Genomic DNA, 23,722 nt, shown 5'->3' on the forward strand with positions numbered 1-23,722 from the left:
CTTTCTCCGTTCCGATCGGCGGTTCGTCCGTGAACACGTACGAAGCTGTCCGCCGGATATCGACATCGCCTGCGAAGAAAGTGTGCGCCCGAATCGCCTAGTGGATACTTCAGTGCTGCGCTGGGAGGCCGTCAGGGGAGCACATTGCGCGCACTGGTGAGCAGGAAGCCGACGCCTTCCGGGCTGCGCAACCGCAGCGCCGAACCGTCGGCGGACCAGGAACCGTGCTCGGCGACCGCGGTCAGGTCGTCCACCGGCAGCGCGAGTTCCCAGCCCGGCGGGTCCGCGTCCGACTGGACGAAGACCGCCGAAGGAGGGGCCGCGCCCAGGGTGCGCTCGTAGAAGCCGCGGGCGGTGATCGGGTCGGCGCAGGTGAGCACCAGCCGTCCCGGTGGCTCGGTCCACCCGGCGAACCCGCGGGGTTCCCAGAACGACACCGCGGCACCGGCCGGATCGAGCAAAGTGGACAGACGACCCTGGTCGCCGGCGTCGAACGGCCCGGCCACCAGCTGCGCGCCGTGCTCGACGGCGATCTCCGTGCGGCGGTCGACGTCGTCCACGCGGAGGTAGAAGGCGATGTGCGCCGGGATGCCCGGCGGGTAGACCGGGTTCGCCAGATCGCTGACGCCCCCGAGCTGCCGGTCGCCGACGTGGATCTTGGTGGCCCGGCGGAAATCCTGTTCGTCCACTTCGAACCGCCAGCCCAGCGCCGCCGAGAAGAACGCGGCGGTCCCGGACACATCACGGGTTTTCAGGTCCAGCCAGCAGAAATCGGTCACGGGCGAGCGGCTCCGGCGTAGTCGTCACCGCGGGTGCGGTAGCTGTGCAGTTGGATGGCCTGCCCTTCGGTGGGCGCGTTCACCATCAACCCGTTGCCAACGTACATGCCGACGTGGTGGATGCGGGTAGCCGGATTCCCGTAGAAAACCAGATCACCGAGAGATGGTTCCTTCGCCGACGCGCCGAGCGCGCGGAACTGGCTGTCGGCCGTGCGCGGAAGGTTCAGGCCCGCGCTGTCGTACGCGGCCTTGGTCAGCCCCGAGCAGTCGAACCCGGCGGCACCGGCTTCCGGGCCGTTGCCGCCCCACACGTACGGCAGGCCGATCTGGTCGAGCGCGAACCGGGTGGCGCGGGTGGTCGGAGCGGTCGCGAGCTCCGGGTTGAGCGACAGCGTGGCGTAGAGCTGCGCGTTGGCGAGCGCCTTCTGGCGGAACAGTTCCGCGTCGCCGCCGCCGTGGTACGCGCCCACCGCCTTCCACCAGCCGGTGTCCAGGTCGACGCCCTTGCCGCACAGCTTGCGGCCCGCGGCCACGGCGCTGTCGACCGAGCTGTCGCGGTGGTCGCTGTCCGCCTTGCCCATACCGGCGAGCGTGACCCAGGTGAGGTGGCAGCCCGGACGTTCCTCGCGCAGCTTCAGCTCGCCCGAGGCGTAGGCCGCAAGCGCTTGCGCCGGGATGTCGAGTGGCCCGGCCAGCCGCGAAACCCAGACGTCCAGCTCATTCGGCGCGGCCGCGGGCGTCACCGCCTCCACCGGCGCGGTCTCACGCAGGGTGGACGGACCGGCGGGCACGGCACCGCCACCGGCGGGGTGCACCGGAGCCGCCTGCGGGACCGGCTCGCCACCGTCGCCTTCGGCCAGCATGTACCCGCCGATCGCGAGCGCGCCGACGAGCGGAACCGCCACGAGGGCCCGCCCGCCCGCACCCGCGAGGAAGCGGTGGAGTCGATTCGCCACGCGGTCAGGCTAGAGGGCGTCCCCCGGCCAGGCAGCCGAATATCCCGATGCTCGGGGCTCTTCTAACCTGAAGGGGTGAATCACCGCAGTGCTCCCGTGGACGCCGCCGCCCTGCGCGCCGCCCTCCTCCAGCCGGCCGGCCCGTACGCGGCCATCGACGTGGTGGCCAGCACCGGCTCCACCAACGCGGACCTGCGCGTCGCGGCCACCGCCGACGACGGTGAGGACGCCGAGGACCGGACCGTGCTGATCGCCGAGGAGCAGACGGCCGGTGTCGGCAGGCGGGCCCGCGACTGGCGGTCGCCGAAGGGCGCGGGCATCTACCTCAGCGTGCTGCTGCGCCCGCGCGAGGTCACCTTCGCCGGGCTCGGTTCGCTCGCCGTGGTCGCCGGGCTCGCGCTGGTCGACGTGGCGGAGCAGTTGGGCGTGGACGCGGTGCTGAAGTGGCCGAACGACGTGCTCGCGGGGCCCGACCGGGCCAAGTGCGCCGGGGTGCTGTCCGAGGCGCTGTCCTCGGAGGAGATCGGCGTGGTGCTCGGCATCGGGCTGAACGTGCTGCCGCTCAAGGAAAAGGTGCCGCCGGGCCCGGGTGGCCTGCCCGCCACCTCGCTCGCCGAGCAGGGCGCGCGCACCACCGACCGCACCGAAATCGCCCGGCTGCTGCTCACCGCGTTCGCCGAGCGCGAGAGCCGCTGGCGCGCGGCGGGCGGCGACCTCGCGCGGGCCGGGCTGCTGGCCGACTACCGGCGCCACTGCGCCACCATCGGCCAGGGCGTCAACATCATCACCCCGGACGGCGGGGCGGTGCCGGGGGAGGCCGTGGACGTGGACCCCTCGGGTCAACTCGTGCTGCAGGGCCCCGGTGGGGAGCGGCGCACCATCTTTGCCGGTGACGTGGTGCACCTGCGCCCCAACTGACGGGTACGGTAGGCGCACCTGAAGGCTTCGAGCACGGGAGCGTCGACGTGGCTTACCCAGACGATCTGCTCAGCGAAGGCGAGCGCGTCGTGGTGCACAAGCACCCGCATTTCAAGATGCTGATCGTGCCCTTCCTGGTCCTGCTGGTCACCCTCGGCGCCGGGATCTGGCTGGCCACGCTGGCGATGGACGTCGCGCCGCCGTGGGACACGATCTGGCTGATCGTCATCGGCGCGGTCGGGCTGCTGCTGATCCTGTGGTTGTTCGTGGCGCCGTTCGTCCGCTGGCGCACCACGCACTTCATCGTCACCACCGACCGGCTGATCGCCCGCGAAGGCGTGCTGAAGCGGACCGGGATCGACATCCCGATGTCGCGGATCAACAGCGTCCGGTTCGAACACGGGCTCATCGACCGCGTTTTCGGCTGCGGCACGCTGATCATCGAATCCGCCTCCGACGAACCGCTCACCTTCGAGGACATCCCGAAGGTCGAGAAGGTGCACACGCACATCTACCGCGAGGTCAACGACAACCCGTACGACGACTTCGTGCAGCAGGCCCCGCCGCCGGAGCCGCCGCAGCGCGGTCGGGGGCGCTGACTTGGGCGCGCGTGAGGCCGGGCTGCCCGAGCGGGTCCCGTCGGCCGCCGGGCTGCCGGACCGGGTGCGGATCTGGGAGGTCGGCGCCCGCGACGGGCTGCAGAACGAACAGTCCGTGGTGCCGGTCGAAGTGAAGCTGGAGTTCCTGGACCGGCTCGCCGCGGCCGGGTTGTCCGTGCTGGAGGCGACCAGTTTCGTGCACCCGAAGTGGGTGCCGCAGCTGGCCGACGCCGAGCAGTTGCTGGCCGGGCTCCAGCGCCGCGAGGGCGTTTCGTACCCGGTACTGGTACCGAACGCACGCGGCCTGGACCGTGCGTTGGCCGCGGGCGTGTCCGGTATTGCGATCTTCGCCAGCGCCACCGAGACCTTCGCCAAGCGGAACCTCAATTCCAGCCTGGACGAGCAGTTCGGCATGTTCGAGCCGGTCGTCACCCGCGCGCTGGCCGAAGGGCTCGAAGTGCGCGGCTACCTGTCGATGTGCTTCGGCGACCCGTGGGAGGGCGCGGTGCCCGCCGAGCAGGTGGTGGCCGCGGGCCGGCGCCTGCTGGACATGGGCTGCTTCCAGCTCTCGCTCGGCGACACCATCGGCGTGGCCACGCCGGGGCAGGTGGAGCGGGTGGTCGCCGGCTTCGGCGCGCCCGACCGGCTGGCCGTGCACTTCCACGACACCTACGGCCAGGCGCTGTCGAACACCCTGGCCGCACTGCGCCTCGGCGTGTCCACAGTGGACTCCTCGGCCGGCGGCCTCGGCGGCTGCCCGTACGCCGAGTCGGCCACCGGCAACCTGGCCACCGAGGACCTGGTGTGGATGCTCGACGGCCTCGGCATCGAACACGGCGTGGACCTGGACGCGCTGGTGCGCACCAGCGCATGGATGGCCCAACAGCTGGGCCGCCCCAGCCCCTCCCGAGTAGTCCAAGCCCTCAGCGGCTGACGAATGCTATGAGTGGGGCATTACTTGCGTTGAACGCAAGTAATGCCCCACTCATAGCATTCGCGCAGCCAAGCTGGCGCGGATGTGGCGAGTGTGGGGTTCGGCTGCGCGAGTGTGGGACTCGGCTGCCTGAGTGTGGGACTCGCCCGGGATGCGGCCTGAGCCGGGCGAGTCCCACGTTCAGGAAGCTGAACCCCACGTTCAGGAAGCCGAGTTCCACGTTCAGGCCCGGGAGCCAGCCAAGCTCACGGTTCCTGAACGCCGGTAATGCCCCACGCATAGCATTCGCTCACTGCGGCGGCATGCGCTTGGCTTCGCTCACCGCGCAGGTGACCTCTCCCCGGAGCGGGGTGTCGCCCGGAATGGACTCCTTGATGACCTGACCCGGCTCCACGCGGTTCTTCACGAAGCGCGCCTCGCTCTTGGTGCCGCTCGAGTCCTTGATGGTCAGGCCGACCACGTACTTCCACGGCCCGCTGTCGCTGTTCGTCACCTCGATGACGGCGTCTTGCGTCCACGCGTTGGCGTCGCAGCTGACGATCTTCACGTCGGCTTTGACGTCGGTGTTCCCGCTCGGCTGGGATGCGGGATCCTCACCGCCGCAGGCCGACAGCAGTAGTGCCAGTGCGGCGGGTGCGATGGCAAGCTTCGCGTAGCGGTGCATGATTTTCCCCCTGTTGAGCCGAATGAGCGACCGAATGTTACACACTTTCGGCAGATGTCCCATGGGCTGGCTCGATCCGGCGACGGTTTTCCTGTGGGTGGAACCGGCGGGCGGTGCGGTGCGTCAGAACCGTTGCCGACCGCTGTGGCTGGAGGAGACCGTCGTGACCGAGCATCGAGCGCGCGTGGACGAACTGCTCGCCGACTACCGGCGCAGCCGTGAGCACCTGGCCGGCGTCCAGCGGGAACTGGCCGCCGTGCGGGCGAGCGCGAGCAGCGGGGACGGCCTGGTCAAGGCGACCGTCGGCGCCCACGGCGCGCTGACCGGGCTGGAGATCGGCGCCGCCGCCTACCGCGAGTACGGGCCCGCCGAACTGGCCAGGGAGATCGTCCGCCTGGTCGACACGGCCGGGATGAAGGCGTTCACCAGCGCCGAGGAGGTGCTGGCCCCCGCGCTGCCCCAGGGCACCGACCCGAACGCGCTCCTGCGCGGCACCGCGGACCTGGACGCCGTCGAACTGGTGCCGGACCTGCCCAGGGTCAAGGAACCGGTCGAGGACGAGAGCTTCGAGGACCAGGTCTGGCTGGACGACGAGGGCTGGCCGACCGCGGGATCGGCTGGGCGGTGACCGGATTCCAGGCCGACGCCGAACGACTGCGGGCGAAGGCCGCGGAGTTCGAAGGCTTCGCGGAACGGGCGCGGCTGATCGCGGCCGATCTCGAGTGGGCACTGGAAGCGACCGGTGAAGCCTGGGGCACGGACACGCCGGGGCAGAGTTTCGCCGCGTCGCACGCCGCGCCTGCGGCGGAGACACGTGCGCTGGTGCGAGGGTTGAGCGCACGGCTGGGGGCGTGGGGGACGAAGTTCTCCGCAGCGGCAGGCGAATACACCGGCGCGGACGCCGCGGCGGCCGAGGAACTGAACGGCTAGGGGGGCGGAATGGGCATCGAGCTTCCCAGCGAGCTGGCCGCGGTGGCGGCGGAGGTCGGGCTCGCCTGGCCGCAGGCGGACGAGGACGCCCTGCTGGAGCAGGCCGGGGCGTGGCGTGAGGCGGAACGGCAGCTGTCCGCGCTGGCTTCGGAGGCGGACGTGGTCGCCAGCGAGGCGCTGACCGCGCTGTCCGGCGATGCGGGCGAACTCGCGCGCCGGGCGTGGACGGGGTTCGCCGACGCGGACACCGGGCAGCTGGTCGCGGCCGCCCGCGGTGCTGGTCAGGCCGCCTTGCGGCTGGAGCACGCCGCCGCGGAGATCGGCGCGGCGAAGGTGGAAATGGTGCGGCAGCTGGTCGACGCGGCGAAGAACCGGGACGCCGCGCTGGCCGCGGCGGACGCCGGCCACCCGGCGGCGGCGCTCGGCGTCGAAACCGTGCTGACCGGGGTGGCGGCCAATCTCGGCGCGGTGTCCGACCGGCTGACCACGGCGATCGGACCCGGCGGGGAAGCGCTGGCGGTCGCGCCCGTCGAACTGGTCGACCCGAACCCGGGCGCGCACCTGCCCACCCCGGTCTCCCTGCCGGTACTGTCCGGTGTGGCCCTTGGTGACACTGTGGACGGTGTGGCGGACGTGAGTGGGATGGGGACCGGGCCGATCGCGTTGCCACCCGGGGAGTACCAGGGCCTGTTGCCCCAGGGCGGTTTCGACGACGTGCCGACGCCGCCGTCCGGCCTGGCGGCGTCGCTGAAGACCGGGCCGATCGGCCCGCTGCCCCTGTCCGGCACGACCGCGGCCGGGTTCGCCGACGCGGCCCCGCAGATGGCGCCCCAGCAGCAACTCGCGCCGCCGCCACCCGTGCCGCAGCAGCCGTACTACCCGCCGCCCGGCGCCTATCCGCAGCAGCCCTACGGCGGTGGCTACCAGCAGTGGGGCGGGCAGCAGCCGGTGCGGCAGCAATACCACCAGCCGCCGCAGCTCGGCACGCCGCGCAAGGAACGCGAGAGCGTGGTGGCGTTGTTCCTGGTGCACATGTTCCCGATCGGGCACCTGCCGGTCGCCTCCGACCGCCCGGCGTGCCAGCTCCCGGTGCCCGCGCGGGGTTACCCACCGCACGACCACCCCGAGTCGCACTTGATCACCAGCGAGGACGCGCTGTCCAAGGTCCGCGGTGGCCTGCGGCGCAACGCCACCCCGCCGGGCGAGCCACCCGCGCTGGACCCGGTGGTCGCCGAAATCGAGGACTGGCAGCCCGGCGAACCGGTGGTGGTCGCCGAAGGCACCCTCCTCGACCGCTTCGGCCCGGTCGAAGGCCGCATCTTCGCCGCCGACGGCCTCCCGTACGGCCGGCGCTCACTGCCGATGGCGTACTTCGCGACCGGCTACCGGCGCTACCGCGTGCGCCGCGCGCTGCCGATGTGGACCAGCGGCGACCGCTACCGCGCGCTCTACTCCGCCGACGAACTGGTCACCCTCGGCTACCTGACCGACATCACGTTCGAAAGGCAGGACGCGTGAACACGGACTCGATCGCCCGCTGGCTGGAGTCGCTCGGGGTGCCGCACGAGGTCGTCTCGATCGGCGCCGAGGCGGACAACGCCTGGTGCCTGCTGCGCGTCGACGACCCCGAACCGGCGTGGGAGGTGTTCTGGCGTGAGCAGGGCAACCGCTACGACTGGGCGCGGTTCACCAACGAGCAGGTGGCCTGCCACTACCTGTTCGGCAGGCTGGCCTGGGCGCAGGTGGCACGGGGCGCGGTGGGCGTGCTGCCGGGGGCCCGGACTTAAATCGCTCGCTTGTTCGAGCTCGCCGGTGTCACGCTTCGGAGCATGACAACGTGGGAAATCAGGCGCGAAGGTGAGCTGGGGCGGACGGAGCACGCCGAGCTCGCGACCATGCTCCGGGAGGCGTACCCCGATTTCCCGACGGCGTTCTCCGGCGAACTGACCTGGTACGGCTCACGGCCGGAAGCGCGGGTGATCGGCAAGGACGGCGAGCGGGTGATCGCGCACGCCGGGGTCCTGCGACGGTTCGTGCGGATCTCCGAAGGCGGGGCGCCGATGGAGGTGCTCGTCGGCAACGTCGGCCTGGTCGCGGTACACCCCGAGTTCCAGGGCCGCGGCATCGGCCGTGAACTGGGCACCCGGGTCACCGCGCTGCTGGACGAGTTGGCTGTGCCGTTCGGGCTGCTGATGTGCGGGGAGCACTCGGTGGGCTACTACGAGGCACTCGGCTGGTCGAGGCTGCCGGAAGTGCATGTGCGCTATCTCGATTTCGAACAGCGCGATCCGTATCGGGTCATTGATGAACAGTGCGCTACGACGATGGTTTTGCCGGTTCGGGTGCCGTTGCGGGCTTGGCCGATGGTGGATCGGTTGGATTGGGCTGGGAGTCAGGTGTAGGGGGTCTGGTGGGCCCCGCCCCGGTTTTTGATTGTGACTACGGCGGAGACCTCCATGTCAAGGCGGGAATGATGCCTTGACATGGAGGTCTCCGCCGTGTTTTGGCTGTGGACCGGGGTGGGGTGGGGGGTTTGGGCGGATGCTCCTGTGGAGTGCCCCGGGTGGCGGTGTGTTGTGGGGCTGGTCCTCTGGGGGCGCGCCGGGGCGGAGGGTGCGTGTGGGGGTGGCCGGGTTGTGAGGCTGGGGGATGCCGTGAATGTGGCTTTCACGGCACATTCCGCCGTGAAAGCCACATTCACGGCACCTGGCTGTCCCCGATGACACGAATGTGGCTTTGGGGGCCGAATTCGCCCCCAAAGCCACATTTGTAGCAGCGGCAACGGGCCCAGAGAGGGGGTTAGCGTTGCAGGATGGTTAGGGCGGCATCGTGTAGGAGGCCGTTGGTGGAGAGGGCGGAGCCGTTGTCGTAGCGCGTGGCGCCGGAGAGGTCGCTGAAGCGGCCGCCTGCCTCGGTTACCAGGACCTGCGCGGCGGCTACGTCCCACGGGTTCACGATGGCTTCGGCGGCGATGTCCAGTGCGCCTTCCGCGACCAGGCAGTGTTGCCAGAAATCACCGAAGGCGCGGCTTTCCCAGCAGGCGTCGGTGAGGGCGAGGTAGGCCTCGCGCGAGTGGTGTTCGGACCAGGAGCCGAGGTGTGTGGTGGAGAGGTACGCGTCTTCGAGCGCGGAGACGCTGGAGACCGTGATGCGGCGCTCGCCGCGTTCGTCGCGGACCCAGGCGCCTGCGCCGGTCGCGGCTTGCCAGCGGCGGCGCAGCAGGGGGGCGCTGACCAGGCCGACCACTGGCTCACCGTCCTCGACCAGCGCGATCAGCGTGGCCCAGACCGGGACACCGCGCAGGAAGTTCTTGGTGCCGTCGATGGGGTCGAGGACCCAGGTGCGGCCGGTCGCGCGTGTGTCGCCGCCGCGTTCTTCGCCGGCGACGGCGTCATCCGGGCGTTCGGTCGCCAGCAGTTCGCGGATGGCGTCTTCGACGGCGGTGTCGGCGTCGGTCACCGGGGTGCGGTCGGGTTTGCGGTCGACGCGGAGGTCGAGCGCGCCGAAGCGGGCCGTGGTGATGGCGTCGGCGGCCTCGGCCAGCCGGGTGGCGAGCGCCAGGTCCTCGGTGTAGCGCGACATGATCACCATCCTTTCATGGGCGGGGCCGTAGAGTTGCTCCGGTGAGCACGGTTCTCCTGGCTGAAGACGACCCCGCGATCGCGGATCCGCTGTCGCGCGCGCTGCAGCGCGAGGGGTACACGGTGAAGGTGGTCGGCGACGGCCCCTCCGTGCTCGACTGCACCGCCGCCGACCGGGTGGACCTGCTGGTCCTCGACCTCGGCCTGCCCGGCATGGACGGGCTGGAGGTGTGTCGCCGCCTGCGGGCCAGCGGCACCGAACTGCCGGTGCTGATGCTCACCGCGCGCACCGACGAGGTGGACTTCGTGGTCGGCCTCGACGCCGGTGCCGACGACTACGTGGCCAAACCCTTCCGCCTGGCCGAACTGCTCGCCCGCATCCGCGCGCTGCTGCGCCGCCGGGCGCCGGACGCGCTCGAAGCCGGTGGCGTGCGGATGGACCTGGGTGCGCGGATGGTCACTGTGGACGGTCGTGAAGTGCAGCTGGCGAACAAGGAGTTCGAGCTGCTGCGCGTGCTGATGAGCCGGGCCGGGCAGGTGGTCAGCCGCGAGGAGATCCTCGCCGAGGTGTGGAACGACCTGGAGTCCAAGACCTCGAAGACGCTCGACATGCACATGTCCTGGCTGCGCCGGAAGCTCGCGATCGCCGGGGACGACGGGCTGGGCCGGACCAAGCCGAACGACGCCGAACGCCGGATCGCCACCGTGCGCGGGGTCGGTTTCCGCTTCAACGCCGAATAACGTGCGCCGCCGCATCCTGCTCGCCATCCTGCTGGCCGTCGCGGTCACCGGGGCGGCGCTCGGCATCCCGCTCGGGGTGACCGCGTGGCTGCTGGTGGACAACCTGAACGGCGAGGACCTGGCCGCCCGCGCGCAGGTCATCGCGGCCACCATCGACGACGACATCGCCGCCGGCCGCCCACTCGAACTGGACAAGCTGCGTGCCGGGGTGCCGCCAGACGGCCGCCTCACCGTGCGGCAGCGCAACGAGCTGGACAAGGTCTACGGCGCCGATCCCGGCGGCGACCCGGTGACCGCGATCGTGCCGATCGCCCGCGAGGGCACGGTCACCCTGGAGATCCCGTCGGCGCCCCTGCGGGCCACGCAGACGCAGGTCACGCTGGCGGTGATGCTGCTGGTGGTGCTGTCGGTGGGCATCGGCACCGTCGTCGCCACGGTCACCGCGCGACGGCTCGCGCAGCCCCTGCGGCACGTCGCCGACCGCGCGGCCCGGCTCGGTGGCGGTGACTTCCGGCCCGATCAGAAGCGCTACGGCGTCGGCGAACTGGACATGGTCGCCGAAGCACTGGACTCGTCGGCGACCGCGCTCGCGCAGTTGGTGCAGCGGGAACGGCAGCTGGTCGGGGACGTGTCGCACCAGTTGCGCAGCCGGTTGACCGCGCTGCAGCTGCGACTCGAGTCGCTGACGTTGTACGGCGATTCCGAGGTGGTCGACGAGGCCCGTGCCGCGCAGGAGCAGGCCGACCGCCTGGCCGAGGCGCTCGACGAACTGCTCGAAGCGGCCCGCGCGGCCAGCGAGGTCGGCGCCGAGCCGATGGACCTGCCCGCCGAGCTGCCCGGCATCGCCGAGGAGTGGCAGCAGACGCTCAAGGCCGAGGGCCGCAACCTGCGGCTGCGCGTGGCCGAAGGCCTGATGGCCAGGGCGACGCCGAGCCGGTTGCGCGAGGTCATCGGCGTGCTGCTGGACAACGCGCTGCGGCACGGCTCGGGCACGGTCACCCTGGCCGCCCGCCGCGGTGACGCCGACGGCACGGTGGTCGTCGAGGTGCACGACACCGGGGCCGGGGTGCCCGACGAGCTCGCGCCGCACATCTTCGAACGCGGGTTCTCCGGCGGCGGGTCGACCGGTGTCGGTCTCGCGCTGGCCAGGGCCCTCGCCGAAGCCGACGGCGGCAGGCTGGAGCTGTCGGTCAAGCGGCCGGCCACGTTCAGCCTGTTCCTGCGCGTCCCGCGCCCGGCCGACGCGGTCACCGCGATGAAGTGGCCGGTGGAGCGCACCCCGCGTTAGCGGCTGGGGAACTCGTGCACGTCGGCGTCGGTTTCGTCACCTTCGCGGCGCCGGTGGCCCAGCTCGTCCGGGAACACCCACTTCTTGAAGCCCCAGAAGCGGAACACCATGGCCAGCAGCATGCCGATGATCGAGCCGCTGGTGAAGTCGGCGATCTCCTGCGCCCAGAACGGCACGTGCGGCACTTCGAGGTCGAGCACGTATCTGGAGGCGTACAGCGGGATCAGGTTGACCACGATGGCCACGCCGCTGATCAGGAAGAACAACGCCGCTTCGTGGTGCCGTTCGCGCCCGCCCCTGGTGCGGAACGACCACTCGCTGTTCAGCACGTAGGACACGATCGTCGCGACGATGATCGCGACGGCCTTCGCCGTGGTCGGCTTGGACTCCAGCACGGTCAGCTTGAGCAGGTACCAGACGCCGTTGTCGACCAGGAAGGTGGTGCCGCCGACGATCGCGAACTTCAGCAGCTCCCGGTGCTTGATCAGGATCGAGCGCAGCGGCCTCGGCACCCGATTGAGCACAGTTTCCACAACTGTCACAGTTCGCAGTGTACGTAGAGTGGCCTGTTCAGGCCGCCCGGTCCTGGGGAATTCCCGGTTCGCGCGGCAGCCGCGGCGTGCGCGGCCGGGCGTCGGCGAGCGGGAAGACCCACTTTTTCATGGCCCACCAGCGGAAGACGGAACCGAGCAGGGTGCCGATGATCATCCCGCTGAGGAAGTCGGCCACTTCCTGGGTGAGCAGCTGGACCTCCGGTACGCGCAGGGTGAACACGTACCGTGAGATCGCCAGCGGCAGCGCGTTGAGCCCGAGGCTGATCCCGCTGATCAGGAAGAACAACGCCGCCTCGTGCGGTCGCCGCCGCCCGCCGCGGGTGCTGAACGACCACTCCCGCGAGAGCACGTACGACACGATCGTCGCCACCAGCACCGCGATGCCCTGCGCCGTCACCGGGTGCGCGGTGAGCACGGTGAACTTCAGCGTGTAGTTCACCGCCAGGGTCAGGACGAAGCAAACGCCCCCGACCAGCGCGAACCGCAGGAGTTCACGATGACGCTCCAGTGCCTGGTGAATCTTCCCCATCACACGCGGCACGCTAGCGGAGCGCGCGAGACTAGATGAACGGCAGGTCCCAGCGGGGTCCTGGGGTGACCGCCGGAGGTGCGGGCGGGGGTGGCGGCGCCGGTTGCTCGGGTGGTTCCGGCGCACTCGGCCCACCGCTGGAGGGCGGGCTCGACGGCGGTTCCGACGGCTTCGAACTCGGCGGCGTCGTGGTGGTCGGCTTCGTGGGTTTCGTGGTGGACGGCGGCGTCGGCGTCACCGAGGACGACGGCGGGGTGCACTTGCGGCCCCAGCAGTCGAACTGGACCGTCTTCGACTCGGTGTCCTTGCCCAGTTTCGCGGTGACCGTCACCGTCACGTCCTGGTGCGGCTGCTTGTCCAGCAGCACCCACAGGTGCAGGCGCTCACCCGGGTTCATCGCCTTCTTGCTGGCGCAGTTCGTGGTGCCACCGGCGGTGGTGCAGGTCGCGCGGTAGGTGCCGAGCACCAGGCGCGCCGGGCTGCTCACGGTGATCGTGGCCGGTTTGATGGTGGGCCCGGCGTTGTGCAGGCTGATGTGCAGCACCGGCTGCCTCGCCCACGGGAAGCTCGAGGTCCACGCCTTGCCCACGGTCAGCTTCACGTCGTCCGGCGCGGCCTTGACCGGCACCTTCACCGCCACCGGCAGCGCGCTGCCCGAGGACACCGAGCCGGTGACCTGGCTTTCGTCGGCGGTGCCGTCGGCGACCAGCCGGAAGGTCAGCACCGCGCCCTGCCCCGGCAGCAGCCCGGTGGCCGTCGTGCAGGTCACCGTGCCGGCCCCGGGCGGGCAGTTCACCTGCACGGTCGGCACCCCGGGAAGTTGCCGGGCGGACGCACCCACCCCGCCACCACCACCGGGGATCGGCACCGAGCTGACGCCCGGCGGCAGGTTCAGCGTGACCAGCACCGGCTCGGACACCGTGCCACCGGAGTTGTTGACGGTGAACGGGATGTCCACCGGCCCGCCGCCGGGGGTGAGTTCGAGGCTGGACGGCGGCGGGGTGGTGATGATGTTCGGCGGCGCGGGCGGCTCTTCCGGCTCACTCGGCGGCGGTGACGGTTCCGGTTCGGGAGCGGGCTCCGGTTCCGGTTCCGGGGCGGGCGCAGGCGCGGGTTCCGGCTCCGGCGCGGGTTCGGGTGCCGGTTCAGGAGCGGGTTCGGCCGGGGCGGGCGGCACCACCACGGGCGGCGCCGGGGGATCGGGCTGGGGTTGCGGCTGCGGTGGTGCGACCGGCTGGATCACCGCGGGCGGCTGCTCCAGCGCGGCCGGGATCTGCGGCCCGCCACCGGAAGCCAGTGCGGCGGCGACCGCGGCCGCCACCGCGACCCCGGACACGGCGATCCCGATGAACTGCCGCGGCCCGGACGAAGCCAGGTTCGCCACCGCGCCACCGCTGCCACCCGAGGACGCGGCACCGGCACCCGCCGCCGCGGCACCGGCGGCGGCCGTGCCCGCGGTCGCCGCGGAGGCCTTCGTCGCACCGGCGGCCGCCAGGTAGGCGAACACCGCGCCACCCAGCACCAGCGGGGCGACCACGGAGCGCAGGGCACCGTTGACGTCGGCGAGTTCGGCGGCCAGCGCCCGGCAGCGGTCGCATTCGTCGAGGTGGGTCTCCACCTGCGCGCGTTCCCGCTTGGACAGGCCGTCGCGGGTCCACGCGCCGAGCCGGTCGGCGGCGGCGCGGCAGCGTTCCGCCGAGGTCTCGGCCAGGTGGACCTGCAGGTACGCCTGCCGCAGGCCCTCGCGGGCGCGGTAGGCCAGCGCGGAGACGCCGTTCGCGGTGAGCCCGAGCAGCGGCGCGACCTCGGCGGGGGTCTGCTGCTCGATCTCGGTGTGCCAGAGGACGGCCTGCCAGCGCTCGGGCAGCCGCGCGAAGGCCTTCGCGGCCATCGTGCGCTCCAGCCCGGACAACGCGGTGTCGGAGAACTGCACGGTGAGCGCTTCGGCGCCGACGGTGCTCATGTCCTCGTTGAGGTCGAGCCGCTTGTCCTTGCGCGTCTTGTCATACGCGGTGTGACGGAGCGCGGTCAGCAGATAGGCGCGGAAGGCGGTGTCCGGGCCCTTGCCCGCCCGGAGCGTGTCCAGCACCTTGGCGAAGGCTTCGGAGACCAGGTCGTCGGCTTCGGCAGGCGAGCGGGACAGCTGCCTGGCCAGGTTGTACGCCGCGTTGACGTGCCGTTCGTACAGTTGCCCGTAAGCGGAGATCGTGCCCGCGCGCACCGAAGCGATCAGCTCGGCATCGCTCTGGCCGCTGACGTCAGCGGGAACGGTGGCCACGGCTCTCCCCTTCACAACCGGTGACGCTGCCCGCGCCGCGACCAGTGTGACTGAGGTCCCTCCGAAGGTCACGCCATGGGTGGCCCGGTTGACCGGATTGGTCGAACCGCGTCACGAGCCGCCGCATCGGGCGTCCCCTCCCCGAAGGACCACTCGGACGAGAGGAAACCCGCGGTGACGGATGTGCTCGGCTGGCCGCCCAAGGCCACCGGCGGCGGCCTGGGTGCCGACAGCCGCTCGCTCCGGAACCGCTGGCGCACCGCCAGCCTGGCCGCGGGCTGGCGCTTCCCGAGCGACTGGGCGCTGCCCGAGGTCGACACGGTCTGCGCGGCGGTGGTCGGTGGCGCGGCGCCCGAGATGGCGCTCGCCGGGCTGGGCCGGGCCCGCGCGGCGGCCGGGGCCGGGCTCGCCGAGACGCTGACCGACCTCGCCGCCCTGCACGCCGTCCTCGCCGAGCCCGAATGCGCCGAGCGCCTGGTGGTGCCCAACATCGACGCCACGCCGTCCCGGCTGCTGCGCGTGACCGCGGTGGCCTGGGCCGACGTGGCGCTCGACCAGCTGGCCAAGGCCGAGGTCACCGATCCGCTGACCAGCCTGCCGACCGCGGCCTACCTCCGCACCCGGCTGACCGAGGTCTACCGCGAGGCCGCGCGCCAGGAGCAGCCCGCCGCACTGGACCACCTGCTGCTCGTGGTCACCATGGACTTCTCGCTGCTGGCCGGCTGGCCGCGGCTGACCGGCATGATCCTGGTCGCCGACGCGGTCCGGCAGGTGTTCGACGGCGGTGAGAGCGTGGCCGCGCTCGGCCCGTCGACGGTCGGGGTGCTGTTGCGCCGCGACGGCGGCATCGCCCAGCGCGGGGTCCTGCTGCGCCGCGAACTGCACGCCCGGCTGAGCGTGGACGCCCAGCTGCACCAGGCGGGCGATCCCCGGATCCGGATGCTCCGGCTGCCGCCGACCCACGAGGCGGCCTGCGAGCTGCTCGGCTCGCTGGGCCGGGCTTGAGGGACCGACCTGGCTGACCTGCGGGCCCGACCGCGTGATTTGCTGGGCGGGTGACCCAGCACGCGCCGCCCGCCACCGACGGCGAGTCCGCTCCACCGGCCCGCCACCCCCGGCTGGCCCTGCGGACTTCGCTCGCCAGGCTGTCCGTCCGGCCACGCTCGATCCTGCTGCTGGCCGCCGTCCCGCTGATCGCGATCGCCGCCGGGGTGCTCGGCTGGCTGCTGGACTGGCGGCTCGGCGTGGACAGCGCGGTCTACCGGGCCGGCGCGCTGACGCTGCTGCACGGCGACCCGCTCTACGACTCGAACACGCTGAGCACCGAACCGTGGTGGGCGCTGCTGCCGTTCACCTACCCGCCGACCGCGGCGCTGCTGTTCGTGCCGCTCGCGCTCATGCCCATCCAGGTCGCGTGGGGGGTGCTGACCGCGATCTCCATCCTGGCGATGGCGCTGTGCATCCGGATCGCCATCGGCTCGCTGCCGCGCCCGGCGCCCGAAGCACCGCGCTGGTGGGCCTCCCCGGCCCGCGCGACGCTGGTCTTCGCGGTGGTCCTGCTGGCGCTCGAACCGGTGTGGCGCACGGTGTTCCTCGGGCAGATCAACCTGATCCTGATGGCGTTGATCATGTTGGACGTGCTGGTCATTTCGGCTCGTGGTTCGCGCTGGGGCGGGGTACTGGTCGGGGTCGCGGCGGCGGTGAAGCTGACCCCTTTGATCTTCATCCCGCACCTGCTGTTCATCGGGCGCTGGAAGGACGCGCTGCGCGCACTGGGCACGTTCGTCGCCATGCAAGGACTGATGTTCCTGTTGGTGCCGCACGACGCCTGGCGCTACTGGTCGCACACGCTGCCCGACACCGGCCGCATCGGGCCGCTGCACTGGGCGGGCAACCAGTCGCTCAACGGCCTGGTCAACCGCCTGACCGACCTGGCGCCGTGGGCGTCGAAGGCCAGCTACGGGCTCGCCGCGCTGCTGGCCCCGCCCGCGATCTGGCTGATGCTGCGGTTCCACCGGCGCGGGCAGCACCTCGCGGCGCTGCTGGTCACCGCGTTCTGGGTGCTGCTGGCCTCGCCGGTGTCCTGGTCGCACCACTGGGTGTGGGCGGTGCCGCTGATCGTGCTGCTGGTCTCGCGGCTGCCGCGGACCACCCCGGCCGCGGCCTGGCGCCGCTGGGCCGCGGCGGTCGGCGTGGTCGCCGTGTTCGCCAGCGGCGTGCTGCTGATCCTGCCGAACGGGCGCAACATCGAGCTGCACTGGGAGTTCTGGCAGTTCGTGCTCGGCAGCTCCTACATCCTGGTGCCGATCCTGCTCGCGCTGGTACTGCTGGTCCGCTGGGCGGTGCTCCGGCGCCGGCGCCCGGTTCCGCCACCACCCCCGGAACCGGCCGTCGAAGAGCATGTCGACGTTACGCCTGCGCGCTGACGTGCGCTGGTGGCCCGCCGCCGCGCTGGCGGGCGCCGCGCTCGCGGTCGGTGTCGCGGCGTGGCTGCTGGGCTGGCACCTCGGGGCCGACAGCGCGGTCTACCGGGCCGGCGCGCTCACCATGTTCAAGGGCGAGCCGCTCTACGTCCGTGAGCACCTGACCACGCTGCCGCCGTGGGTGCGGCTGCCGTTCACCTACCCACCGGCCGCCGCGCTGTTGTTCTCGCCGCTGGTACTGGTGCCGCCGGGCCTGGTGTGGGGCGTGATCGGCGCGCTGTCGGTGCTGGGGCTGGCGGTCGTGGTGAAGATCAGCCGCCGGTCGGCGACCTGGCCTGTCGTGGCCGGGCTGACCGTGGCGGCGTTCGCGCTCGAGCCGGTCTGGAAGACGGTGTTCCTCGGGCAGATCAACCTGATCCTGATGGCGTTGATCATGTTGGACGTGCTGGTCATTTCGGCTCGTGGTTCGCGCTGGGGCGGGGTACTGGTCGGGGTCGCGGCGGCGGTGAAGCTGACCCCGTTGATCTTCATCCCGCACCTCTGGCTCACCGGCAGGCGTGCCGACGCCCTGCGTGCGCTGGGCACGTTCGCGGCCCTGCAGGCGTTGATGTTCGCCGTCATGCCGGTGGACGCGGTGCGGTACTGGACCGAGGCGGCGTCGGACCCCGAGCGGATCGGGGCCACGCACTGGATCTTCAACCAGTCGCTGAACGGCATGCTGGGGCGGGCCACCGAGGTGGCGCCGTGGGGCATGCCGGTGGCGCTGGCGATCGGCGCGCTGCTGGCGGTGCCCGCGGTGTTCCTGGTGGTGCGCTACCACCGGCGCGGGGAGCCGCTGGCCGCGGTGCTGGTGACCGCGTTCACCGCGTTGCTGGTTTCGCCGGTTTCCTGGTCGCACCACTGGGTGTGGGTGGTGCCGCTGCTCGTGCTGCTGGTCGCCGAGCGCCGCTACTGGCTCGCCGCCGCGACGGCGCTGCCGCTGGTCGGCTGCCTGATCATGCTGGTGCCCAACGGCGGCACGACCGAGTTCGGCTGGGGGCCGGTGGAGACCGTGCTCGGCAACGCCTACGTGCTGGCCACCGCGGTCGCACTGGTCGGGCTGGCCGCCCGCGAACTGCGGCGGCCACGGGATTTAGAGTAGGCGCATCATGGACAAACGAACCGGACTGCCCATCGTCGGCATGGTGGGCGGGGGCCAGCTGGCCAGGATGACCCACCAGGCGGCGATCGCGCTCGGCCAGTCGCTGCGGGTGCTGGCCGCCGACGAGAACGACTCGGCTGGCCTGGTCGCCGGGCAGGTGGTGCTCGGGCAGCACACCGACCTGGACAAGCTGCGCGAGTTCGCGTCCACTGTGGACGTGCTCACCTTCGACCACGAGCACGTGCCGGGTGAGCACCTGCAGACGCTGACCTACGAGGGCGTGGTGGTCCGGCCTGGGCCCGACGCGCTGCTCCACGCGCAGGACAAGCTGGTGATGCGCGAGCGCCTGTCGTCCACCGGCATCCCCGGGCCCGCCTTCGCCCGGGTGTCCTCAGTGGACGACGTGGTGGCCTTCGGCTCGGCGCACTCCTGGCCGGTGGTGCTCAAGGCCGCGCGCGGTGGTTACGACGGCCGCGGCGTGTGGATGCTCGACTCGGCCGAGGACGCCGGGAAGCTGGTGCCGGAACTGCTCGCCGCCGGTACGCCGTTGCTGGTGGAGCAGAAGGTCGCCATGCGCCGCGAGCTGGCCGCGCTGGTGGCGCGCTCGCCGTTCGGGCAGGGCGCGGCCTGGCCGGTGGTGGAAACCGTGCAGCGCGACGGGATCAACACCGAGGTGCTCGCCCCCGCGCCCGGGTTGAGCCCGGAACGCCGGCAGCAGGCGCAGGACCTGGCCCTGCGTGTCGCCGCCGACCTCGAGGTGGTCGGCGTGCTGGCCGTCGAGCTGTTCGAGACCGACGAGGGGCTGCTGGTCAACGAACTGGCCATGCGCCCGCACAACTCCGGGCACTGGACCATGGACGGCGCGCGGACCTCGCAGTTCGAGCAGCACCTGCGCGCGGTGCTCGACTACCCGCTCGGGACCACCGGGCTGCTCGCGCCCGTGTGCGTGATGGCGAACGTGCTGGGCGCGCCGGAGGCCCCGCGCATGGGGCCGGACGAACGGCTGCACCACCTGTTCGCGCGGTACCCCGACGTCAAGGTGCACCTCTACGGCAAGGGCGAGCGGCCGGGGCGCAAGCTGGGGCACGTCAACCTGCTCGGCGAGGACCTGGCCGACCTGCGGCACCGCGGGAAGCTGGCCGCGCACTGGCTTTCCCACGCCGAGTGGCTCGACGGCCACGAGATCCATTAGGAGATTCGCGAAAATGTCTGCCGTTGTCGGGCTGATCATGGGCAGTGACTCGGATTGGCCGGTGCTCGAAGCCGCCGCCAAGGCGCTCGACGAGTTCGAGGTGCCGTACGAGGTGGGCGTGTACTCCGCCCACCGCACGCCGCGGCGGATGCTGGACTACGCCGAGTCGGCCGCCGAGCGCGGGCTGAAGGTGATCATCGCCGGGGCCGGTGGCGCGGCGCACCTGCCCGGCATGGTGGCCTCGGCCACGGTGCTGCCGGTGATCGGCGTGCCGGTCCCGCTCAAGTACCTCGACGGCATGGACTCGCTGCTGTCCATCGTGCAGATGCCCGCCGGGATCCCGGTGGCCACGGTTTCCGTCGGCGGGGCGCGCAACGCGGGCCTGCTGGCCGTGCGGGTGCTGGCCACGCACGACGAGAAGCTGCGGGAGCGGATGGTCCGGTTCCAGGCCGACCTGGAGCAGCTGGTGCTGGACAAGGACGCGGCACTGCGGCAGCGGCTTGGCTCCTAGCCCGGTCTTTGTTACTGTCCAGTAACATGACGCTGTTGAACCCGCGCACCTACGAGCCCGCGCACTTCGACGCCGAGACCCGGCGCATCCTGCAGGCCACCATCGACTGGTTCGAAGCGCGTGGCAAGGCGGCGCTGATGGCCGACTACCACGCGCAGACCTGGTACGCGGAGTTCCTGGAGTTCGTCGCCAAGGAGCGCGTGTTCGCCACCCTGCTCACCCCGTCGGGTGACGCGGACGGGAACGAGAACAAGCGCTGGGACACCAGCCGCGTCGCCGCGATGTCCGAGCTGCTCGGGTTCTACGGGTTGAACTACTGGTACGCCTGGCAGGTCACCATCCTCGGCCTCGGCCCGGTGTGGCAGAGCCAGAACGCGGCCGCCCGCGCGAACGCGGCGCAGGTGCTCGAATCCGGCGGGGTGCTCGCTTTCGGACTGTCCGAAAAGGAGCACGGCGCGGACATCTACGCCACCGACATGGTGCTCACCCCGGACGGTGACGGTTTCCGCGCCACCGGCGGCAAGTACTACATCGGCAACGGCAACGTCGCGGGCGTGGTCTCGGTGTTCGGCCGCCGCGCCGACGTCGAAGGTCCCGAGGGGTACGTCTTCTTCACCGCGAACAGCGCGCACCCGAACTACCACCTGATCAAGAACGTGGTGCCCTCGCAGATGTACGTCAGCGAGTTCCGGCTCGAGGACTACCCGGTGCGGGCCGAGGACGTGCTGCACACCGGTCCCGCCGCCTTCGACGCCGCGCTGAACACGGTGAACGTGGGCAAGTTCAACCTCGGCTTCGGCGCGATCGGCATCTGCACGCACGCCCTGTACGAGGCGGTCGCGCACGCGCACGGGCGGCTGCTCTACGGCAACCGCGTGACCGACTTCCCGCACGTGCGGCGGGAACTGGTGGACGCCTACGCCCGGCTGACCGCGATGAAGCTGTTCGCCGACCGCGCGATCGACTACTTCCGCACGGCGGGTCCCGAGGACCGGCGGTACCTGCTGTTCAACCCGATCACCAAGATGAAGGTGACCACCGAGGGCGAGCGGGTGATCGACCTGCTGTGGGACGTCATCGCGGCGAAGGGGTTCGAAAAGGACACCTACTTCTCGGCTGCCTCACGGGACATCCGCGGCCTGCCGAAGCTGGAAGGTACGGTCGCGGTCAACCTGGCGCTGGTGCTGAAGTTCATGCCGGCCTACCTTTTCAACCCGGCTTCGTACGACCCCGTGCCCACGCGCCAGGACGCCGCGGACGACGAGTTCCTCTTCCGCCAGGGCCCGGCGCGGGGCCTCGGCAAGATCCGCTTCCACGACTGGCGCGAGCCCTACTCGCAGTACGCGGACGTGCCGAACGTGGCCCTCTTCCGCTCGCAGGCCGAAGCCTTCTGCACGCTCTTGGCCGAGGCCGCCCCGGACGAGACGCAGCAGAAGGACCTGGACTTCCTGCTCACCCTGGGCGAGCTGTTCACGCTGATCGTCTACGGGCAGCTGATCCTGGAGCAGGCGCGGATCGTCTCGCTGGACACGAACACCATCGACCAGCTCTTCGACGTCTTCGTCCGGGACTTCTCGCGGTACGCCACCGAACTACACGGCCGGGCCTCGTCCACGCCCGCCCAACAGGAATGGGCGCTGTCGCAAATCGTGAAGCCGGCCGCCTCCGACGCCCGCTCCACCCAAATCTGGACCACCGTCGAATCCCTGGCCACCACCTACACCATGCGCCCCTAACCCCCCGAGTTACACACTCACGCACCCGAACCCCACGCTCACGCACCCGAGTTACACGTTCAGGCACGCGAACCCCACGCTCAGGCTTCCGAACCTCACGTTCAGGCACCCGAGTTACACGTTCAGGCGCCTGAACTCCATGTTCGCGCGCCCGAGTTCCACGTTCGCGCGGCTGCAGCCCGCGTTGGCGTGAGAGTTCCGGAGTCCGAGCCCACGAGGTAGCCGATGTCACGAATGTGGCTTTCGAGACGTTCAACGTCCCGAAAGCCACATTCGTGACATCACAGCTGCTCCCGCAGCTTCCGCTTCAGGATCTTCCCCGCTCCCGAGACCGGCAGCTTCTCCACGAAGTGCAGCTCCCGCAACCGTTTGTACGGCAGCACCAGTCCGTTCACCGTCGCCATCAGGTCGGCTTCGGTGGCATCGGCGTGCCCCGCCGCGCGTACGACGAAGGCGACCGGAAGTTCCCCGACGGCTTCATCCGGCCGCCCCACCACAGCGGCGACAGCGACGGCCGGTTGTGCGGCGAGCAGCTCTTCCAGTTCCCGCGGATAGACGTTGTACCCCTTGTAGAGCAGCAGATCCTTCTTACGGTCCACAAGGGACAGATAGCCGTCCTCGTCCAGGGTGCCGATGTCCCCGGTGTGCAGCCAACCGTCCCGCAGTACGTCGGCGGTTTCCTCTGGCCGGTTGTGGTAGCCCGCCATCACCTGCGGCCCGCGCAGGCACACCTCCCCGCGCGAACCCGTCGGCAGCGGCTCCTCCCCGCCCTCCGCGGCGACGATCTTCACCTCCGTGTCGGCCAGCGGCACCCCGACCGTGCCCGGCTTCCGCACCCCCGACCGGAACGCCGGCGCCGCGGCCGCGCCCATGGTCACCTCGGTCAGCCCGTACCCCTCGGCGACCACCGCGTGCGGCAGCCGTTCCCGCAGGGTCTTCAACGTCGAGACCGGCAGCGGCGCGGCCCCCGAGGTGACCAGTCGCACCGACGTCAGGTCACGCGTCTGGAAGTCCGGCGCGGCCAGCAGCGCGGCGAACAACGCGGGCGCGCCACCCATCATCGTGACCCGCAGGCGCTCGGCGTCGGCGAGGTAGGCGGCCGGGTCGAGCCGGTCGTGCAGGACCACGCTGTAGCCGGTGAGCACCGCCGCGTTCAGCGCCGCGATGATTCCCATGGCGTGGAACCACGGCGTCAAATTGATGGTCACCCCGGTGCCCAGCCGCACCGGCCACTCCTCCGCGGCGCCGACCTGGTCGAGCACCAGATCGCCGTCGGCGTTGAGCGCGGGCACGGCCCCGTGGGACCACGAGCTGTACTGCACCGTGTTCACCACCACGTGGTGGTGCGGCAGTCGCACGCCCTTGGAGCGCCCGGTGGTGCCGCCGGTGTAGGCCAGGTGCGCGACGGTCTCGCGGACGTCGAAGGTCACGTCCGGGCGGTGGTCGTTGGCCTCCCGGTAGAAGGCGCTGAACTCGACCGCGCCCGGCGGCAGCTCGCCGATGGGGTTGGCCACCAGCACGACGCGCACCTCGGTGCGGTCGAGCACGCTGGTGAGCAACCCGGACGCTGCGCCGCAGGTCACAGCCACCACGGCGCCACTGTCGGAGAGTTGGGCGGCCAGGTCGTCCGGCGGCAGCAGCGGGTTCGCCGGGGTGCACGTGGCACCCGCGAGCAGCGTCCCGTAGTACGCGATCGGGTAGGACAGGCAGTTCGGCAGGTGGATGGCGACCACGTCACCCGGCCCGACGCCGTGCGCGCCGAGCGCGTTGGCGAAGCGGCAGGCCGAGCGCCAGAGTTGCTCGTGGCTGAGCTGGGCGCCGCCCTGGCGGAAGGCGGTGCGACCGCCGTAGCGGGCGGCCGAGCCGGCGAGTATCGAGCCGACGGGAACCTCGGGGTAGTGCAGTGAGCGCGGGAGACCCGGCGGCGAGGTGATCGACATCACTGCACCGTACGAAGAGTGCGAGCGA

At 71.3% G+C, this 23,722-nt stretch carries 24 protein-coding genes; 16 read left to right on the forward strand and 8 right to left on the reverse strand.

What is annotated here, in order from left to right; translation table 11 throughout:
• Positions 1-131: 131 nt before the first annotated feature.
• Both JOM49_RS11155 and JOM49_RS11160 read right to left on the reverse strand, forming a co-directional pair.
• Entirely contained in the window at positions 132-779 is a 648-nt protein-coding gene (locus tag JOM49_RS11155; protein ID WP_209664226.1) for a VOC family protein, read from the reverse strand.
• Positions 776-1,735 (reverse strand): C40 family peptidase, encoded by a 960-nt coding sequence (locus JOM49_RS11160; protein WP_282772183.1) that lies wholly within the window; start codon positions 1,733-1,735, stop codon positions 776-778. Before JOM49_RS11160 ends, JOM49_RS11155 begins: the two co-directional genes overlap by 4 nt.
• Positions 1,736-1,810: 75 nt before the next feature.
• Between JOM49_RS11160 and JOM49_RS11165 the strand changes: the two genes are divergently transcribed.
• The 3 genes from JOM49_RS11165 to JOM49_RS11175 are packed head-to-tail and all read left to right on the forward strand — an operon-like array spanning position 1,811 to position 4,186.
• Complete coding sequence (locus JOM49_RS11165) at positions 1,811-2,653, forward strand: biotin--[acetyl-CoA-carboxylase] ligase (RefSeq protein WP_282772184.1); 843 nt, start codon at positions 1,811-1,813, stop codon at positions 2,651-2,653.
• 47 nt (positions 2,654-2,700) lie between these two features.
• Positions 2,701-3,252 (forward strand): PH domain-containing protein, encoded by a 552-nt coding sequence (locus tag JOM49_RS11170; protein ID WP_209664227.1) that lies wholly within the window; start codon positions 2,701-2,703, stop codon positions 3,250-3,252.
• Position 3,253: 1 nt separating this feature from the next.
• Positions 3,254-4,186 (forward strand): hydroxymethylglutaryl-CoA lyase, encoded by a 933-nt coding sequence (locus JOM49_RS11175; RefSeq protein WP_209664228.1) that lies wholly within the window; start codon positions 3,254-3,256, stop codon positions 4,184-4,186.
• Positions 4,187-4,475: 289 nt separating this feature from the next.
• On the opposite strand, the gene JOM49_RS11180 is transcribed toward JOM49_RS11175, so the two are convergent.
• Positions 4,476-4,850, reverse strand: coding sequence for a hypothetical protein (locus JOM49_RS11180; RefSeq protein ID WP_209664229.1), 375 nt, complete (start codon positions 4,848-4,850; stop codon positions 4,476-4,478).
• Between the two features lie 163 nt (positions 4,851-5,013).
• Here JOM49_RS11180 and JOM49_RS11185 point away from each other — a divergent pair, with 163 nt between their 5' ends.
• From JOM49_RS11185 to JOM49_RS11205, 5 genes are read left to right on the forward strand one after another with little or no spacing between them, the layout of a single operon-like run.
• Positions 5,014-5,478, forward strand: coding sequence for a YbaB/EbfC family nucleoid-associated protein (locus JOM49_RS11185; RefSeq protein WP_209664230.1), 465 nt, complete (start codon positions 5,014-5,016; stop codon positions 5,476-5,478).
• Positions 5,475-5,780 (forward strand): hypothetical protein, encoded by a 306-nt coding sequence (locus JOM49_RS11190; protein WP_209664231.1) that lies wholly within the window; start codon positions 5,475-5,477, stop codon positions 5,778-5,780. The genes JOM49_RS11185 and JOM49_RS11190 overlap by 4 nt, the downstream gene beginning before the upstream one ends.
• A gap of 9 nt (positions 5,781-5,789) precedes the next feature.
• Positions 5,790-7,298: a TNT domain-containing protein gene (locus JOM49_RS11195; RefSeq protein ID WP_209664232.1), complete on the forward strand. Its 1,509-nt coding sequence runs from the start codon at positions 5,790-5,792 to the stop codon at positions 7,296-7,298.
• Positions 7,295-7,567, forward strand: coding sequence for a hypothetical protein (locus JOM49_RS11200; protein WP_209664233.1), 273 nt, complete (start codon positions 7,295-7,297; stop codon positions 7,565-7,567). The genes JOM49_RS11195 and JOM49_RS11200 overlap by 4 nt, the downstream gene beginning before the upstream one ends.
• A 9-nt stretch (positions 7,568-7,576) precedes the next feature.
• Positions 7,577-8,182 (forward strand): GNAT family N-acetyltransferase, encoded by a 606-nt coding sequence (locus tag JOM49_RS11205; protein ID WP_209664234.1) that lies wholly within the window; start codon positions 7,577-7,579, stop codon positions 8,180-8,182.
• A gap of 397 nt (positions 8,183-8,579) precedes the next feature.
• Here the strand turns inward: JOM49_RS11205 and hisN are convergent, their stop codons facing one another.
• Positions 8,580-9,362, reverse strand: coding sequence for a histidinol-phosphatase (gene hisN / locus JOM49_RS11210; protein WP_372443996.1), 783 nt, complete (start codon positions 9,360-9,362; stop codon positions 8,580-8,582).
• 41 nt (positions 9,363-9,403) lie between these two features.
• On the opposite strand from hisN, the gene JOM49_RS11215 reads away from it, so the two are divergent.
• Both JOM49_RS11215 and JOM49_RS11220 read left to right on the forward strand, forming a co-directional pair.
• On the forward strand, positions 9,404-10,102 hold the full coding sequence (locus tag JOM49_RS11215) for a response regulator transcription factor (protein ID WP_209664236.1): 699 nt from the start codon (positions 9,404-9,406) through the stop codon (positions 10,100-10,102).
• Position 10,103: 1 nt separating this feature from the next.
• On the forward strand, positions 10,104-11,390 hold the full coding sequence (locus tag JOM49_RS11220) for a sensor histidine kinase (RefSeq protein ID WP_209664237.1): 1,287 nt from the start codon (positions 10,104-10,106) through the stop codon (positions 11,388-11,390).
• On the opposite strand, the gene JOM49_RS11225 is transcribed toward JOM49_RS11220, so the two are convergent.
• The 3 genes from JOM49_RS11225 to JOM49_RS11235 are packed head-to-tail and all read right to left on the reverse strand — an operon-like array spanning position 11,387 to position 14,751.
• Positions 11,387-11,932 (reverse strand): GtrA family protein, encoded by a 546-nt coding sequence (locus JOM49_RS11225; protein ID WP_209664238.1) that lies wholly within the window; start codon positions 11,930-11,932, stop codon positions 11,387-11,389. The genes JOM49_RS11220 and JOM49_RS11225 overlap by 4 nt on opposite strands.
• 28 nt (positions 11,933-11,960) lie before the next feature.
• On the reverse strand, positions 11,961-12,473 hold the full coding sequence (locus tag JOM49_RS11230; RefSeq protein ID WP_209664239.1) for a GtrA family protein: 513 nt from the start codon (positions 12,471-12,473) through the stop codon (positions 11,961-11,963).
• A 31-nt stretch (positions 12,474-12,504) separates the two neighbouring features.
• A complete protein-coding gene (locus JOM49_RS11235; protein ID WP_209664240.1) occupies positions 12,505-14,751 on the reverse strand; it encodes a sigma-70 family RNA polymerase sigma factor in 2,247 nt (748 codons plus the stop codon).
• Between the two features lie 174 nt (positions 14,752-14,925).
• Here JOM49_RS11235 and JOM49_RS11240 point away from each other — a divergent pair, with 174 nt between their 5' ends.
• From JOM49_RS11240 to JOM49_RS11265, 6 genes are read left to right on the forward strand one after another with little or no spacing between them, the layout of a single operon-like run.
• Complete coding sequence (locus JOM49_RS11240; RefSeq protein WP_372443997.1) at positions 14,926-15,756, forward strand: GGDEF domain-containing protein; 831 nt, start codon at positions 14,926-14,928, stop codon at positions 15,754-15,756.
• A gap of 50 nt (positions 15,757-15,806) precedes the next feature.
• On the forward strand, positions 15,807-17,177 hold the full coding sequence (locus tag JOM49_RS11245) for a glycosyltransferase 87 family protein (protein ID WP_209664241.1): 1,371 nt from the start codon (positions 15,807-15,809) through the stop codon (positions 17,175-17,177).
• Complete coding sequence (locus JOM49_RS11250) at positions 17,152-18,315, forward strand: glycosyltransferase 87 family protein (protein ID WP_209664242.1); 1,164 nt, start codon at positions 17,152-17,154, stop codon at positions 18,313-18,315. Before JOM49_RS11245 ends, JOM49_RS11250 begins: the two co-directional genes overlap by 26 nt.
• 7 nt (positions 18,316-18,322) lie before the next feature.
• Positions 18,323-19,507 carry a 5-(carboxyamino)imidazole ribonucleotide synthase gene (locus tag JOM49_RS11255; RefSeq protein WP_209664243.1) on the forward strand — a complete coding sequence of 395 codons (1,185 nt, stop codon included), beginning with the start codon at positions 18,323-18,325 and terminating at the stop codon, positions 19,505-19,507.
• Between the two features lie 13 nt (positions 19,508-19,520).
• Positions 19,521-20,018 carry a 5-(carboxyamino)imidazole ribonucleotide mutase gene (gene purE, locus JOM49_RS11260; protein ID WP_209664244.1) on the forward strand — a complete coding sequence of 166 codons (498 nt, stop codon included), beginning with the start codon at positions 19,521-19,523 and terminating at the stop codon, positions 20,016-20,018.
• Between the two features lie 26 nt (positions 20,019-20,044).
• Entirely contained in the window at positions 20,045-21,754 is a 1,710-nt protein-coding gene (locus JOM49_RS11265) for an acyl-CoA dehydrogenase family protein (protein ID WP_209664245.1), read from the forward strand.
• A 281-nt stretch (positions 21,755-22,035) separates the two neighbouring features.
• Here JOM49_RS11265 and JOM49_RS11270 read toward each other — a convergent pair whose 3' ends face one another.
• A complete protein-coding gene (locus JOM49_RS11270; protein WP_209664246.1) occupies positions 22,036-23,694 on the reverse strand; it encodes a class I adenylate-forming enzyme family protein in 1,659 nt (552 codons plus the stop codon).
• Between the last annotated feature and the right edge of the window lie 28 nt (positions 23,695-23,722).

Source organism: Amycolatopsis magusensis (assembly GCF_017875555.1).
In the GTDB taxonomy this organism is placed as follows: domain Bacteria; phylum Actinomycetota; class Actinomycetes; order Mycobacteriales; family Pseudonocardiaceae; genus Amycolatopsis; species Amycolatopsis magusensis.

What these genes read in the sequence shown, in the direction of transcription:
- JOM49_RS11230 (WP_209664239.1), bottom strand. Translation starts at nt 12,473, where the DNA reads ATGGGGAAGATTCACCAGGCACTGGAGCGTCATCGTGAACTCCTGCGG.
- purE (WP_209664244.1), top strand. Translation starts at nt 19,521, where the DNA reads ATGTCTGCCGTTGTCGGGCTGATCATGGGCAGTGACTCGGATTGGCCG.
- JOM49_RS11195 (WP_209664232.1), top strand. Translation starts at nt 5,790, where the DNA reads ATGGGCATCGAGCTTCCCAGCGAGCTGGCCGCGGTGGCGGCGGAGGTC.
- JOM49_RS11265 (WP_209664245.1), top strand. Translation starts at nt 20,045, where the DNA reads ATGACGCTGTTGAACCCGCGCACCTACGAGCCCGCGCACTTCGACGCC.
- JOM49_RS11180 (WP_209664229.1), bottom strand. Translation starts at nt 4,850, where the DNA reads ATGCACCGCTACGCGAAGCTTGCCATCGCACCCGCCGCACTGGCACTA.
- JOM49_RS11250 (WP_209664242.1), top strand. Translation starts at nt 17,152, where the DNA reads ATGTCGACGTTACGCCTGCGCGCTGACGTGCGCTGGTGGCCCGCCGCC.
- JOM49_RS11270 (WP_209664246.1), bottom strand. Translation starts at nt 23,694, where the DNA reads ATGTCGATCACCTCGCCGCCGGGTCTCCCGCGCTCACTGCACTACCCC.
- JOM49_RS11255 (WP_209664243.1), top strand. Translation starts at nt 18,323, where the DNA reads ATGGACAAACGAACCGGACTGCCCATCGTCGGCATGGTGGGCGGGGGC.
- hisN (WP_372443996.1), bottom strand. Translation starts at nt 9,362, where the DNA reads ATGTCGCGCTACACCGAGGACCTGGCGCTCGCCACCCGGCTGGCCGAG.